The organism is Streptomyces sp. NBC_00252 (genome assembly GCF_036187565.1).
Lineage (GTDB): Bacteria > Actinomycetota > Actinomycetes > Streptomycetales > Streptomycetaceae > Streptomyces.
In genome coordinates, this window is record NZ_CP108087.1 from 5,393,598 (window position 1) to 5,406,911 (window position 13,314).

At 70.6% G+C, this 13,314-nt stretch carries 14 protein-coding genes; 9 read left to right on the top strand and 5 right to left on the bottom strand.

Annotated features, from left to right (window positions below; all coding sequences use genetic code 11):
* Positions 1-108 precede the first annotated feature (108 nt).
* Positions 109-921 (top strand): mechanosensitive ion channel family protein, encoded by an 813-nt coding sequence (locus OHT77_RS23625; protein WP_328830489.1) that lies wholly within the window; start codon positions 109-111, stop codon positions 919-921.
* Positions 922-1,226: 305 nt separating this feature from the next.
* Here OHT77_RS23625 and OHT77_RS23630 read toward each other — a convergent pair whose 3' ends face one another.
* Positions 1,227-1,544, bottom strand: a complete 318-nt coding sequence (locus tag OHT77_RS23630; protein ID WP_328830490.1) for a DUF6401 family natural product biosynthesis protein — start codon at positions 1,542-1,544, stop codon at positions 1,227-1,229.
* A 112-nt stretch (positions 1,545-1,656) separates the two neighbouring features.
* On the opposite strand from OHT77_RS23630, the gene OHT77_RS23635 reads away from it, so the two are divergent.
* From OHT77_RS23635 to OHT77_RS23655, 5 genes are all read left to right on the top strand, one after another.
* Complete coding sequence (locus OHT77_RS23635) at positions 1,657-2,514, top strand: helix-turn-helix domain-containing protein (protein ID WP_328830491.1); 858 nt, start codon at positions 1,657-1,659, stop codon at positions 2,512-2,514.
* Positions 2,465-2,719, top strand: coding sequence for a DUF397 domain-containing protein (locus tag OHT77_RS23640; RefSeq protein WP_328830492.1), 255 nt, complete (start codon positions 2,465-2,467; stop codon positions 2,717-2,719). Before OHT77_RS23635 ends, OHT77_RS23640 begins: the two co-directional genes overlap by 50 nt.
* Positions 2,720-2,767: 48 nt before the next feature.
* The gene (locus OHT77_RS23645; RefSeq protein WP_266770263.1) at positions 2,768-4,111 is read left to right on the top strand and encodes a helix-turn-helix domain-containing protein; all 1,344 of its coding nucleotides are present in this window, start codon (positions 2,768-2,770) and stop codon (positions 4,109-4,111) included.
* A 139-nt stretch (positions 4,112-4,250) separates the two neighbouring features.
* Positions 4,251-5,267, top strand: coding sequence for a permease (locus tag OHT77_RS23650; protein ID WP_328834314.1), 1,017 nt, complete (start codon positions 4,251-4,253; stop codon positions 5,265-5,267).
* Complete coding sequence (locus OHT77_RS23655; RefSeq protein WP_328834315.1) at positions 5,264-5,992, top strand: TIGR03943 family putative permease subunit; 729 nt, start codon at positions 5,264-5,266, stop codon at positions 5,990-5,992. Before OHT77_RS23650 ends, OHT77_RS23655 begins: the two co-directional genes overlap by 4 nt.
* A 16-nt stretch (positions 5,993-6,008) precedes the next feature.
* On the opposite strand, the gene OHT77_RS23660 is transcribed toward OHT77_RS23655, so the two are convergent.
* Both OHT77_RS23660 and OHT77_RS23665 read right to left on the bottom strand, forming a co-directional pair.
* Entirely contained in the window at positions 6,009-6,785 is a 777-nt protein-coding gene (locus tag OHT77_RS23660; protein WP_328830493.1) for a hypothetical protein, read from the bottom strand.
* A 418-nt stretch (positions 6,786-7,203) separates the two neighbouring features.
* Entirely contained in the window at positions 7,204-8,937 is a 1,734-nt protein-coding gene (locus OHT77_RS23665) for a RecQ family ATP-dependent DNA helicase (RefSeq protein WP_328830494.1), read from the bottom strand.
* 155 nt (positions 8,938-9,092) lie between these two features.
* Between OHT77_RS23665 and OHT77_RS23670 the strand changes: the two genes are divergently transcribed.
* The gene (locus OHT77_RS23670) at positions 9,093-9,590 is read left to right on the top strand and encodes a pyridoxamine 5'-phosphate oxidase family protein (RefSeq protein WP_328830495.1); all 498 of its coding nucleotides are present in this window, start codon (positions 9,093-9,095) and stop codon (positions 9,588-9,590) included.
* Here OHT77_RS23670 and OHT77_RS23675 read toward each other — a convergent pair whose 3' ends face one another.
* Positions 9,591-10,187 carry an NADPH-dependent F420 reductase gene (locus OHT77_RS23675; protein WP_328830496.1) on the bottom strand — a complete coding sequence of 199 codons (597 nt, stop codon included), beginning with the start codon at positions 10,185-10,187 and terminating at the stop codon, positions 9,591-9,593. It abuts the gene before it with no gap.
* A gap of 93 nt (positions 10,188-10,280) precedes the next feature.
* Entirely contained in the window at positions 10,281-11,096 is an 816-nt protein-coding gene (locus OHT77_RS23680) for an inositol monophosphatase family protein (protein WP_328830497.1), read from the bottom strand.
* Positions 11,097-11,231: 135 nt separating this feature from the next.
* On the opposite strand from OHT77_RS23680, the gene OHT77_RS23685 reads away from it, so the two are divergent.
* Both OHT77_RS23685 and OHT77_RS23690 read left to right on the top strand, forming a co-directional pair.
* Complete coding sequence (locus OHT77_RS23685; protein WP_328830498.1) at positions 11,232-12,152, top strand: LysR family transcriptional regulator; 921 nt, start codon at positions 11,232-11,234, stop codon at positions 12,150-12,152.
* Positions 12,153-12,559: 407 nt separating this feature from the next.
* Positions 12,560-13,255 (top strand): type 1 glutamine amidotransferase domain-containing protein, encoded by a 696-nt coding sequence (locus OHT77_RS23690; RefSeq protein ID WP_328830499.1) that lies wholly within the window; start codon positions 12,560-12,562, stop codon positions 13,253-13,255.
* The last annotated feature ends 59 nt before the right edge of the window (positions 13,256-13,314 follow it).

A 13,314-nucleotide genomic window follows, 5' to 3' on the forward strand; every position in this document is an offset into this window, starting at 1 on the left:
GTACGGCCCAGCCCACCCGGCCGCGCCCGCGCGGCACTGATCCACTGATGGATACGAAACAAGGGGGCCGGTAGTACCCACTAGCACCCACCGAAGGATGTGCCGCTCATGGCCACCACCCTCGCCGTCAACTTCACCCAGGGGCTGAACGACGCCTGGTCCAAGGTCGCGCAGTTCGTGCCCAAACTCGTCGGCTTCCTGGTCATCCTGGTCATCGGCTGGTTCGTGTCGAAGATGATCGCCCGCGTCCTGGACCGGGTGCTGCGGAAGGTCGGCTCGGAGAAACTCTCCGAACGGGCCGGTACGGCAAGGATGTTGCGGGACTCCAAGTACGACATGACCGGCATCGTCTGCAAGATCGTGTACTACGCGCTGATGCTGATCACCCTGCAGCTCGCGCTCGGTGTCTTCGGCACCAACCCGGTCAGCACGATGATCAACGGCATCGTCGCCTGGCTGCCGCGCGGCATCGTCGCGGTCGTCCTGGTCGTCGTCGCGATGGCCATCGCGAACGCGGTGCGCGGCATCGTCGGCAGCGCCCTCTCCTCGATGTCGTACGGCAGGATGCTCGCCACCATCGTCTGGGCCTGCATCGTCGCCCTCGGCGTGATCGCCGCGCTGGGTCAGGCGGGCATCGCCACCTCGGTCACCCAGCCGGTGCTGTACGCGGCCCTCGCGACCGCCGCCGGCATCATGATCGTCGGCGTCGGCGGCGGCATGATCGGCCCGATGCGCCAGCGCATGGAGCGCATGCTGACGGCGGCCGAGCGCGAGACGACGAACGCGAAGGGCAGCCTCACGGCCTACCAGTCGGGCCGTGAGGACGCGATGACCAACCAGCCGGTGCGCGAGCGCACCGACCTGGGGACGGACATGGGGACGGATGGTCGACGGGACATGCCCGGGTCGTCGGGCATGTGAGTGGGGGCAGCCCTACGGGGCCGTGTGGAGATGCAGAACCCGCGTGGCCTCGTGGGCCGGACCGGGCTCGGCCGCTTTGGCCGGGCTCGCGTTCGCCGCTCCGATCAGGGCGGCGACAGCGATGACGGCGGCGCAGAATCCTCTGACGTAACGCGCGGACATACCTACCTCGCAACGACAGTGACAGCGACGGCAACAGCAGCGACAGTAGCGAATTAAACACGCTTAATGCGTGCCTAACTTAGGGGGTCGGAGTACGCAACGGGAAGAGGCCCAGGGGGAGTTGAGCCAGTGGAAACCCTTTTTCAGTCACCCTGGCGCTGCTCGGGCAGCAGTCCGTGCCGGTGTACGAGCCAGCTGATGGCGGTCAGCCTGCACACCGCGTAGTCGTGCCCGACCGGCTCCCGCCAGTCCAGCTCCGCGAGCGCGTCGAGGAACCCGAGCGCGTAGTCCGTGAGGTCCGCGTGGTCCGGCGCCGGGGGTGTCAGCCCGGGCCCGCCGGCCGACAGCCGTTCGCGCAGTTCAGCCACGTGCTGGTCGACCTCGGCCACGAAGGCAGGCTCGAACGCGAACTCCGCGAAGCGGGGCCCGTACGCGCTGCTGATCTTGGCCAAAGGGGACATTTCTCCACCGTACGGTACGTGCGTCAGGGAGAGTTCGTGATTCTCGTCACCCGGAGAGCTCCGCGTGGTTACTCTCGGCGACAGGCCGTAACTACTCGGAGGTGGCTGTCGTATGGCCAACGTTCGTCAACTCGACCCGAGCGCATCGCCGTTGGACTACTTCGGCTACGAGTGCCGCCGCTTGAGGGAAGCGGCGGGCCTCACGCTGGAAGGTCTCGGCAAGATCCTCTTCTGTACGGGCTCGCTCATCGGGCAGGTGGAGACGGCACAGAAGGTACCGACCCGGAACTTCGCCGAACGCCTCGACGCGGCGTTCCTGACGGACGGGTCCTTCACGCGGATGATCGGCATGGTTCTGCGGAGCCAACTCCCCAACTGGTTCCAGGCGTACGCGGACATGGAGGCGAAGGCTGCGTTCATTTCCACGTACCAGTGCCAGGTGATCTACGGCCTGCTCCAGACGCCGGAATATGCGGGTGCCCTGGTGGGCGTCGAAGCGCCGGACCGCGTCGAGGAGTTGGTCGCGGCGCGCATGGAACGACAGCGCATCCTGAAGAAGGGCCAGCCGCCCGCCGTGTGGGTCGTTCTCGACGAGGCCGTGCTGTACCGCGAGGTCGGCGGGCGCGAGGTCACGCGCAAGCAACTCGCTCGTCTGATGAGTTTTCGCGGCGACCCCTGGGTGAACATTCAGGTGATCCCGTTCTCTGTGGGCGTGCACACCGGGTTGTTGGGCTCCTTCACCCTTCTCCGCTTCGACGACGACCCTGACATCCACTACTCCGAGGGCTACGACCAGGCCCACATGACCGCCAACCCGGAAGCCATCAGGGAGCGTTCGGTTGGATATGCTCGTTTGCAGGCCTGCGCCCTCTCGGTGGAGGACTCGGCCGACCTGATCGCCCGCGTGATGGAGGAGCGTTATGGAGACCGGCCGACAGACGTGGCGGAAGTCGAGCTACAGCAGCACTAACGGCGGCGAGTGCGTGGAGTGCGCCCCCATCGGCACGGTCGCGTGGCGCAAGTCGTCCTTCAGTGGCAGCAACGGCGGCGACTGCGTCGAGGTGGCCACCGGCGCCCCCTGCGTCGCGATCCGTGACTCCAAGAACCCGGACGGTGCCGTTCTGACCGTCAACCGGTCCCGCTTCGAGGAATTCATCAACTCCCTCTCCATGTAACTGACTTACTGGCCAGTCCGTAAGTCGGCTTACTGGCATGATTAATGCATGGTGAGACGGGACGACCCGGAAGTCATCGGGCGCAGGGTCCAGCAGTTGCGGCACGAACGCGGGCTCACGCAGCGGCAGTTGGCCGAGCCCGCCTATACGCCGGCGTACATCTCCACGCTTGAGGCCGGACGGGTCCGCCCCTCGGACGACGCGCTGCGCCACCTCGCGGAGCGACTCGGCGTCGCCTACGAGGAGTTGGCGACCGGCCGTCCCGCCCACCTCGCCACCGAACTCCGCCTGCGCCTCACCGAGGCCCAACGCACCCTGGCCACAGGGGAGTCGGAGGAAGCGGCCGAGCAGTACGCCGACCTCCTGGAGGAGGCGGAGTCGCTCGGCCTCGCGGACGAGGAGGCCGTGGCGCTGCTGGGTCTCGGCGAGTGCGGCCTCGACACCGGTGATCTGTCCGCCGCCCGCCTGTACTTCGAGCGCGCCGAACAGCGCCTCGCCGACGAACCGCTCCCGTCGCGCGTCCCGGCGATCCGGGGCCGCGCGGTGGCGCACTACCTGACCGGTGAACTCCGTTACGCCGTCTACCTGTTGGAGTCGACGCTCGACGAGCTGAACCGGGGCGGCCTGCACGACCCGGACGCCCTGCTGCTGCTCTACGCGAGCGCGATAGGGCCGTACATGGACATGGGTGCGCACGCGCGGGCGGCCCAGGCGGCGGAGTTGGCGCTCGCGCTGGCGCCGCAGGTGGCGGACCCGGCGTTGCTGGCGCGCATGCACCGGTCGGTGGCGCGGACGCTGATAGCGGAGGGCAAGGTGGCGGAGGCCGACGCCTCCCTCGCCAAGGCGGCCGATCTGTACCGCCAACTCCAGTTCCGTACCGAACTCGCCAACTGCCACTGGATGCGCGGCTACGTCTACGCCCAGGACGGCGAACTGGAGCGCGCCGAGGTCGAGTTGAGGCAGGCCCTGGCGATGCTGACGGCGAAGCGCGCGGCGCTGTACAGCAGTCAGGTCGCCGTCGAGTTGGCCGACGTACTCCACAAACGCGGCAAGTCCGACGAGGCCGCCGCCCTCCTCCACGACGTCCTCAGCGACCTCAGCTCCGAACGCGGCGCCCTGCACTCCGCCGCCGCGCACCGCCTCCTCGGCATCATCGCCGAGGACTCCCGGGACACGGACGCGGCCGAGGAGCACTACGTCCGCGCCCTCAGCCTGCTGGAACGCGCGGGCGCCGCCGGTGACCTGGCCGACCTGTGCCGCATGCTCGGCGACCTGCTCCGCCGTACCGGCCGGGTGGAGGCGGCGCTCGACGCGTACCGCACCGGCCTCGGCCACCGCACCGCCCCCGGCACCACGACCCTGGGTCCGGCCCCCGCACAGCCTCCTCTTTGACAAATCGGGGATACCGCACAGCCCGGACGGTTACCGTGCGACGGACGAGTCGTAGCCGTAGTCGTGCGAAACGGGATGAGACGGGCGCGTGCGCGTGCAGAACGAACGGACCGTGGCCGACGGCCCGCGTGAACGGACCATGGCCGACGAGCCGCCGGAGCGGACCGTGGCCGACGGCCTGCGGCTGGCCGTGCGCGCGCTCGTCTACGCGGTCCTCGGCGGCGCGGCGCTGCTCGCGATCGCGACCGTGGTGTCGGTCCTCGGCCCGATGCTGGCGATCGACCTCTACACCCCGCCCGTGGCGGCCTGGTGGACGGTCTTCACGGCGGTCGCGGTGCAGGGCGTGCCGTTCCTGCTGCTGGGCACGGTGGTGTCGGCGGCGATCGGAGCGTTCGTACCCGAGCGGGTGTTCACGAAGCTCCTCCCCCGCAACCAGGCCCTGGCGGTCCCCCTCGCGGGCGCGGCGGGAGTCGTCCTCCCCGGCTGCGAATGCGCGTCGGTACCGGTGGCGAGCAGCCTGATGAGAAGGGGCGTGGCCCCGGCGGCGGCGCTGGCGTTCCTGCTCTCGGCCCCCGCGATCAACCCGGTGGTCCTGGTAGCCACGTCCATCGCGTTCCCGAACCAGCCGAAGATGGTGCTGGCCCGCCTGGTCGCGTCGCTGGCGACGGCGGTGGTGATGGGCTGGCTCTGGGCGAGATTCGGCAGGGAGGAGTGGCTGCGCCTGCCCAAGCGCACGCGGACCGCGCACTCGGCTGTCGGCGTGAAGGCGTTCGTGGCGGGCCTGCAGCACGACTTCCTGCACGCGGGCGGCTTCCTGGTCCTGGGCGCGGCAGCGGCGGCGACCTTCAACATCGCCGTACCGCGCTCGATCCTGGACGTCTTCACGGGTTCGTCCTGGCTGTCGTTCCTCCTCCTGGCCCTGCTGGCCGTGGTGTTGTGCGTGTGCAGCGAGGCGGACGCGTTCGTCGCCGCCTCCCTCAGCGGCTTCTCCCCGGCGGCGAAACTGGCGTTCATGGTCGTGGGCCCGATGGTCGACCTCAAACTGATCGCCCTCCAGGCAGGCACCTTCGGCCGAGCCTTCGCCTTCCGCTTCTCCTCGACGACCTGGCTGGTGGCGGTGGCCGGCAGCACGCTGGTGGGTTGGTGGCTGCTGTGAGGCGATACGGCTCGGCGGTCCTGCTGCTGCTGGTGGGCGGAGCGGTCCTCCGCATCTCCCTCTTCAGCGAGCTGTATCTGCGGTATGTGCAGCCGGCGTTGAGGCCGTATCTGGTGGTCTCCGGGGTGCTGTTGATGCTGTTGGGGTCGGTGGCGGCGGTGAGGGGGATGCGACAAGGGGAGGAGGAAGAAGGGCATAACCACCCGCAGGGGCATGCGCACGGCGGCCCGCGCATCGCGTGGCTGCTGACACTCCCGGCCCTGGCCCTGCTCCTCTTCCCACCCCCCGCCCTCGGCTCGTACAGCGCATCCCGCGAGGAGGCCCAACGGGCGGCACAGGGCGTCGGCACCTTCTCGGCGCTGCCCGCGGGGAACCCGCTGGACATCTCGGTGGCCCAGTACAGCTCCCGCGCGATCTACGACACCGGCCACTCCCTCAAGGGCCGCACCCTCCGCCTGACCGGCTTCGTCACCCACGGCTCCCACGGCACCTGGTACGTCACCCGCCTCCTCGTCACCTGCTGCGCCGCCGACGCGACGATCAGCAAGGTCGAGATCCACGGCGACGAGGCGGACGGCGCCCCACAGACGGACAGCTGGGTCGCGGTCACCGGGGTGTGGATCCCGAAGGGCAAGCTGGGGACGGACGGGGCGTGGCCGCCGGTGCTGAAGGCGACGACGGTCACACAGGTGAAGGAACCGGCTGACCCGTACGACAAGCGCTGACGTCGCCGACCTGTGCCTAGACCTGCACCCGTCCCTGCTTCTGTACGTCCGTCAGCCGTTGGGTGCCGGTCTGTACCGCCTGTTGCATCGCGTCGGTGGGGACGGTGCCGAGGCCGCCGTTCGTGAGGGTGATGGTGTCGTCGCCGACGCGGACGGCGGCCGTGTCGAGGGTGAGGGTGGACTGGTCGCCCTCGGGGGTGGTGCCGGTGAGGGTGAGGTGGAGGGCCTCGCGGGCGTCGCCGACCTCGGGGAGGGTGGCCTCGGTGACCTGGATCGTCTGGGTGCCCGAACGGGTCGTCGTCGCCGTGAAGTTGGCGCACTTCTGGGGGAGGGTGCGGAGCCAGTCCAGGGTGCGGTTCACGTCTGCCTGGGGGAACGCGGCCACCTGGTAACGGAGTTGGGCATCGTCGTCCGGGTCGTCCAGGGTGGTCACCGCCTGGGTCGTCGCCGGGGTGCCGAGGAGTTCGTCGGCGTAGAGGGCGTCCAGGAGGCGTTGGCAGTCGGGGATGTTCGTCTTCGCCTTCAGCAGGGAGTCCCGCCAGGTCGCCGTGCCCTGCGTCGGGGTCCAGGGGGCGCCGAGGTCCGCGTCCGTGATCAGGGCGGACTGGGCCTGGGCGGGGGTGAGGACGGGGGCGGCGGCGGGGGACGCGTGGGCTGCGGGCGTGCGGACCGCCGAGGGGGAGGGGGCGGTCGTCACCTTGTGCAGGATGGCCTCGTTCGCGCAGCCGGCGGTGGTGAGGGTGCCTGCGGCGGCTATCACGGCGAGCAGGACGCGGGCCGGGGTGCGGGTCATCGAGGGTGCCTCCTGGGGCGGGGTGCGGTTCCCTCCCCACCGCACCATCGCCTCCGGCGGTCCACCAGCGCGCCGGGCCGTCCGGGTGAGGGGCGGTTCTTGTGGGTGCGGGCCCGGTGGGGGCTGGTCGCGCAGTTCCCCGCGCCCCTAGAGGGGGGTTGCGCTACGGATTTTCGGGTGCGGGCCGGTGAGGGCTGGTCGCGCAGTTCCTCGCGCCCCTAGAGGGGGTTGGGCTACGGATTTTCGGGTGCCGGTTCGGTGGGGGCTGAGCGCGCAGTTCCTCGCGCCCCTGAGGGGGGTGCGCTTGGGGCGTCCTGAGTGGCGACCCCCTAGGGGCGCGGGGAACTGCGCGACCGGCCACGACGGCGCCGCAGACGAAATACCTGGAGCACCCCCCCCGGACCCGCACCCCACAGGGCTACGGCAGGGCGACGAGGAGTTGTTTGTCGGTTACTACTGCCAGGGACAGGGTGCGGTAGCCGACCGACTCGAACAGGATGGTGATCTTGCCGTCGCCCTCGCTCATGACCTCGCCCTCGCCCCACTGGTCGTGACTGACACGGACACCCGGCAGGTAGGCGTGGTCGGGTGTGTCGGGCTTCGCCGGCCGGTCGGCTTCCGCCGGGGTGGCGGCGCGGGCACCGGTCCGGGTCCAACGGCGTTGCCGTGCGGGCGCCTTGTCGGTTCGGTCCGTGCCCCCGGGCCGCTCGGGCACCGGACCCGTGCAGTTGTCGCACCCCCCGCACGGGACGGGACCGGCGTCGCCGAAGTACCCGAGGAGGAACCGCCGTCGGCAGTCCGTCGCCTCGGCGTACCCGCGCATCATGTCGACCCGGGACCGCTCCAGCTTGACGTGGGTCGCGTGGACGGCGAGAGCGCTCCGCACCACGGCGTCGACATCGTCGTCCGTACCGACGTAGCGGCTGCCCTTCCGCCCGGTACGGACCGCCCCGGTCTCCTCCAGCAGGTTCAGCACCGCGGACAGCGCCGTCGCCCCGATGCCGCACTCGGCCCGGAGCCGGGTCGCGCTCACGGCGTCCCCCTCGCCGCGCAGGAACTCGGCGACGCGGCGCAGCGCGTCGGCGTCGGGAGCGCCGGTGGCGAAGAAGCGCTGCAGGCCCAGATCCTGCGAGCGGTAGGCGAGGATCGCCCTGGCCGGCGCCCCGTCGCGGCCGGCCCGGCCGATCTCCTGGTAGTAGGCGTCGAGCGAGCCGGGAACGGACGCGTGCAGCACGAACCGTACGTCCGCCTTGTCGATGCCCATCCCGAACGCCGAGGTGGCCACGACCACGTCGAGTTCACCGGAGCTGAACCGGTCCTGGGCCTCCTGGCGTTCGGCGGCGGAGAGGCCCGCGTGGTAGCTCGCGGCGGCCAGCCCGAGCTCGCTCAACTGCTCGGCGTAGTTGTCCGCCGCCTTGCGTGTCCCCGCGTACAGGATTCCCGGCTTCTCCTCCACGGCCGCCCGCTCCACGACGAACCGCTCCTTGGCGGCCGCGTCCTGGAAGGCCGCCACCTCCAGGCGGATGTTGGGCCGGTCGAAGCCGGCGACTATCTCCACCGGGTCGTTCATGCCGAGCCGTTCGGCGATGTCCCGCCGTACCGGGGCCGCCGCGTTCGCGGTCAGGGCGAGCACCGGCGGGTTGCCGAGTCGTTCGCGCGCGTGGCGCAGCCGCAGGTAGTCCGGCCGGAAGTCGTGCCCCCAGGACGACACGCAGTGCGCCTCGTCCACCACCAGCAGCCGGGGCCGTACGGCGGCCAGCCGGTCGGTGACCTCCGGCTTGGCGAGCTGCTCGGGGGCGAGGAAGACCACGTCGACCGAGGAGGCGCTGATGCGGGCCCACGACGACTCGTTGTCGCTCTTGCGCTGCGCGGAGTTGACGGCGGCGGTACGCAGCGCGCCGGATCCGAGCAGGCTCTGCATCTGGTCCCGCTGAAGCGCGATCAGCGGCGACACGACCACGACCGGACCGCCGAGCAGGACCGCGGGCACCTGGTACACGGCGGACTTGCCCGCGCCGGTCGGCATGACGGCGAGGACGTCATGCCCCTTCATCACGGCCTTCATCGCGCTCAGTTGGGCCGGACGCAGGTGCTGCCAGCCGAAGACCCGACGGGCGGTGCCGCGCAGACGTCGGGACGTGAGTGCGAACATGGCTCTCCTCGAAATGGGGCGTCCAACCGCCGTGTGTCTGGCGGCTACCCCGCTTCGCCGCGATATCGCCTCACGCGATGCGGCTGCCCGTGTCGAGAACGCGGTGACGGCTCCGTCCCCGGGGCGGATGGCGACGACTTCCCTGGAGGACGATCATGCGAGCGAGTGAGATCACCGAGATTCTGGACCGGCCGTTCAGCCAGGAGCTGCTGGCACGCGATGTGCTCCGGCTGGCCTACGTGGCCAAGGACGGCACACCCCGCAACGTCCCGATCGCGTTCACCTGGAACGGCGCGGAGATCGTCATGTGTACGACGGAGAACGCCCCGAAGATCCCGGCGCTGCGGGAGAACCCGACGGTCGCGCTGACGATCGACACCGAGGTGCATCCGCCCAAGATCCTGCTGATCCGCGGCCGGGCGGAGCTGGACGCCGTCGACGGCATCCCGGAGGAGTACCTGCAGATGAACGGCTCCTACGAGATGACGCCCGAGCAGCGGGTCGAGTGGGAGGCCGAGGTCCACTCCCTCTACGACGGGATGGTCCGGATCGTGGTGACGCCGACCTGGGTGAAGCTGATCGATTTCGAGACGACCCTGCCGACCGCGGTGGAGGAACTGGTCAAGCGGCGTGCCGAGCGCGAGAACGCCTGATCAGCGGGCGATCGAGATCGCGAAGGGCGCGAATCCGCCGGCCCGGATGACATGCGGTACGAACAGGATCGCGCCCTCGGTGGCCCGGGCCGTCTCGATCCCGCCGAGGTCGGTGATCCACTCCTGCCGCCACCCGAGGTCCACGAGAAGCCCGCGGACGACCTGCTTGGCCTCCGCGTCCGCGCCGGAGAGGAACGCGGTGGGCGGCTGGGCGAGCGAGGAGGGCTCGGTCATCACCGTGTGGAGCATCGTGTTGAGCGTCTTGACGACGAGCGTCTCGGGCAGCGCCTCCTGAAGCTGCTCCGCGAGACTCGAACCGGGGTACAGCAGGTCGGCGGGCAGTCCGTCCGGTCCGTCGACGGTGGCGTTGGAGACATCCACGAGGATCTTGCCCCGCAGTTCGGTGCGCAGCGCGGCGAGCCGCTCCAGCGAGCCCGCGCCGGGGGTGGCGTTGATGACGACGCGGGCCGTCCGTACGGCGTCCGCGGTGGCCTCCGGGGAGCGGGGCGCCACGGTCACCTGGTGTCCGGCCCGGGTGAGGGCGGTGGCCAGGCCGCCGCCGACGCGGCCGCCGCCGAGAATGGTGATGTCAGTCATGTCGATCCGGTCCTTCTGTCGTGTCGAAAGCGATCAGTACTCAGTACTCAGTGATCAGTGCTCAGGGGCACTTGGGCTTGGTGCCGAATGGGCTCAGCGGGACAGCGTGGCGACCGCGTCGGCGTGCACGTCAGGTGCGGCGGCCAGGAAGCTCTCGCTCTCCGGAGTCCACGGGCGGCCCTCGACATCGGTGATCCGTCCGCCGGCCTCGGTGACGAGCAGGACCCCGGGAAGCAGGTCCGCGCGGGCCCCGGCGAACTGCCAGAAGACCTCGATCCGGCCCGCGGCCACGTTCACCAGGTGCAGGGTGGCGGGCACGGACGTCCGCACCACGAGCGCGTCGACGAGCATCTCGGTGATCGATGCCCCGACCCGTCGTACGACCTTCTCGTCCTCGTCCGGCCTGGCCTGGCTCGTGGCCACGATGCTCAGCCCGAGTTCCGGGGTCCGGGACACGTGCAGCGGCCGGCCGTCGAGGTGGGCGCCGGCGCCCGCGAGCGCGGTGTACGTCTCGCCGGTCAGCGGCAGGTGGACCACGGTCAGCACGGGCTGGTTGTCGCGTACGAGGGTCGCGGTCACCGCCCAGTCCGACAGACCGTGCAGGTGGTTGACGTTGCCCTCGGCCGGGTCCACCACCCACCATTCGCCGGCCGGGAGAGCGCCGCCGTCCAACTCCTCCTCCACCCAGCGGGCGTCCGGGCGCAGGGCCGTCAGGCGGGGGCGCAGGATGTCGAGGACCGCGTCGTCGTTGGCGGCGAGCGCCTGCATCAGCTCGTCGAAGGTGCGGTACGGGGCGACGTCGCCGAAGCGCTCGCGCAGGGCGGCACCCGCTGCGCGTACGGCGGTCTCGGTCCCTGCGAGCAGGTCGGCGTCGGAGGTGGTGGCGGGGTCCTGGATCGATGCGGACATGGCGGTGCTCCTGTCTGAACTGCGGGGAGTGAGGTCGACCGGGCGAGAACCTCGTTCGTTCGTGCCCGTGCTTCGAAGGTAGGAGAGGTCATCGTTAACATCAAGTGCATGTAAAGCACGGCTAGGATGACTCCCATGCAACTGGATCTGAATCTGCTCGCCGCGCTCGACGCGCTGCTGGAAGAGGGCAGCGTGGCCGGTGCCGCCGACCGCCTGCATGTCACCGCGCCCGCGATGAGCCGCAGCCTCGGGCGGATCCGGCGTACGACGGGGGACCAGATCCTGGTGCGCACCGGACGCACGATGACCCCGACGCCGTACGCGATCGCCGTGCGGGAGCAGGTGCACGATCTGCTCCAGCAGGTACGGGGTGTGCTCGCGCCGAGCCGTGAGCTCGACCTCGCGACCCTTGAGCGCACGTTCACGCTCCGCTGGCATGACGCGTTGGTCGCGCTCAGTGGGCCCGCGCTGCTGGCCGCCGTGCGGGAGCAGGCGCCCGGGGTGCGGCTGCGGTTCATCGCCGAATCGAGCGTCGACACACCGGAGTTGCGGCGCGGAGAGGTCGACCTCGCGTCGGACGCCGGCCGGCCGACCGCGCCGGAGATCCACGCCGACCGGGTGGCCGAGACCCGGCAGGTCGTCGTCGTACGGCGGGGGCATCCGCTCACCCGGGTCGAGGAGGTCACCGCCGCGCGGTACGCCGCGGCGGATCACATCAGCGTGTCGCGGCGGGGCCGGCTCTCGAACATCCTCGACGACGCGCTCGCGCGTCTCGAGCTCACGCGGCGGGTGGTGGTCACCGCGCCGACGGAGAGCGCCGCGTTCGAGTTCGCGCGGGGTTCCGATCTCGTCGTCACCGCGCCCGAGGCCACGTGCCGTTCGGCCGCGGCGGACCTCGGCATGGTCGTCCTCCCCCTCCCGCTCGACCTCCCACCCGCCCCGGTCTACCTGTCCTGGCACCAGCGCTACGACACCGACCCGGCCCACATCTGGCTACGAACCCTGGCCCGAACGTCCCTGACGGATGCGGTGAGTTCGCTCGACGGAAGCGCGTAGATATTCCGGCTGCGGCGCCGCGGGGGCTTGTCGCGCAGTTCCTCGCGCCCCTAAAGGGGGTTGCTCCAGGGATTTCGAGTGCCGCGCCGTCGTGGCTGGTCGCGCAGTTCCCCGCGCCCCTAGGGGGTTGCCACTCAGGCCGCCCCAAGCGCACCCCCCTCAGGGGCGCGAGGAACTGCGCGCTCAGCCCCCACCGAACCGGCACCCGAAAATCCGTAGCGCAACCCCCCTCCAGGGGCGCGGGGAACTGCGCGACAAGCCCCCACCGGCCCGCACCCGACCGACCCCCGGACGGGCTTGTCATCGGGAATCCAATACCGGCCATTTGAATCCTCATTGGCCGAGTTTTCGCGCCCCGCCTACTGTCGAAGACACCTCACCGATCCCACGCCCCCCGGGAGACCCCCATGTCGAAGATCCTCTTCGTGCTGACCGGCGCCGATCAGCTGACCCTCGCCGACGGCACCCCGCACCCCACCGGGTACTGGGCCGAGGAGGCCGTCACCCCGTACGAGGCGTTCAAGGCGGCCGGCCACGAGGTCGTCGTCGCGACGCCCGGCGGCGTCGTACCGCCGGTGGACCGCGGCAGCCTCGCCGCGGACTACAACGGCGGCCAGGAGAACGCCGACCGCGTAGCGGGCATCCTCGCCGCGGCCCCCGAGTTCCAGCACCCGGTCAAGCTCACCGAGGTCGACCTCGCCGACTACGCCGCCGTCTACTACCCCGGCGGCCACGGCCCGATGGAGGACCTCGCCGTCGACGCCGACTCCGGCCGCCTCCTCACCGAGGCCCTCGCCTCCGGCAAGCCCCTCGGCGTGGTCTGCCACGGCTCGGCCGCGCTCCTCACGGCCACCAAGGACGACGGCACGAACGCCTTCGCCGGCCGCCGCCTCACCGGGTTCACGAACGAAGAGGAGACCCAGGGCGGCCTGGCCCCCAAGGTGAAGTGGCTGCTCCAGGACCGCCTCGTGGCCCTCGGCGCCGACTTCCAGGAGGGCGAGCCCTGGGCCCCGTACGTCGTGGTCGACGGCAACCTCGTCTCCGGCCAGAACCCGGCGTCCTCCGCCCCCGTCGCCGACGAGCTGCTCAAGAAGCTCGGCTGATCGAAGGCGGCGGCAAATTCCGTCGCCGCAGCCGGCGTACGACTGCTACGGTCCCCCGC

Excerpts from the sequence above, each read along its gene's own strand:
- OHT77_RS23625 (WP_328830489.1), top strand. The coding sequence starts at position 109 with ATGGCCACCACCCTCGCCGTCAACTTCACCCAGGGGCTGAACGACGCC.
- OHT77_RS23630 (WP_328830490.1), bottom strand. The coding sequence starts at position 1,544 with ATGTCCCCTTTGGCCAAGATCAGCAGCGCGTACGGGCCCCGCTTCGCG.
- OHT77_RS23635 (WP_328830491.1), top strand. The coding sequence starts at position 1,657 with ATGGCCAACGTTCGTCAACTCGACCCGAGCGCATCGCCGTTGGACTAC.
- OHT77_RS23640 (WP_328830492.1), top strand. The coding sequence starts at position 2,465 with ATGGAGACCGGCCGACAGACGTGGCGGAAGTCGAGCTACAGCAGCACT.
- OHT77_RS23645 (WP_266770263.1), top strand. The coding sequence starts at position 2,768 with ATGGTGAGACGGGACGACCCGGAAGTCATCGGGCGCAGGGTCCAGCAG.
- OHT77_RS23650 (WP_328834314.1), top strand. The coding sequence starts at position 4,251 with ATGGCCGACGAGCCGCCGGAGCGGACCGTGGCCGACGGCCTGCGGCTG.
- OHT77_RS23660 (WP_328830493.1), bottom strand. The coding sequence starts at position 6,785 with ATGACCCGCACCCCGGCCCGCGTCCTGCTCGCCGTGATAGCCGCCGCA.
- OHT77_RS23665 (WP_328830494.1), bottom strand. The coding sequence starts at position 8,937 with ATGTTCGCACTCACGTCCCGACGTCTGCGCGGCACCGCCCGTCGGGTC.
- OHT77_RS23670 (WP_328830495.1), top strand. The coding sequence starts at position 9,093 with ATGCGAGCGAGTGAGATCACCGAGATTCTGGACCGGCCGTTCAGCCAG.
- OHT77_RS23675 (WP_328830496.1), bottom strand. The coding sequence starts at position 10,187 with ATGACTGACATCACCATTCTCGGCGGCGGCCGCGTCGGCGGCGGCCTG.
- OHT77_RS23680 (WP_328830497.1), bottom strand. The coding sequence starts at position 11,096 with ATGTCCGCATCGATCCAGGACCCCGCCACCACCTCCGACGCCGACCTG.
- OHT77_RS23685 (WP_328830498.1), top strand. The coding sequence starts at position 11,232 with ATGCAACTGGATCTGAATCTGCTCGCCGCGCTCGACGCGCTGCTGGAA.
- OHT77_RS23690 (WP_328830499.1), top strand. The coding sequence starts at position 12,560 with ATGTCGAAGATCCTCTTCGTGCTGACCGGCGCCGATCAGCTGACCCTC.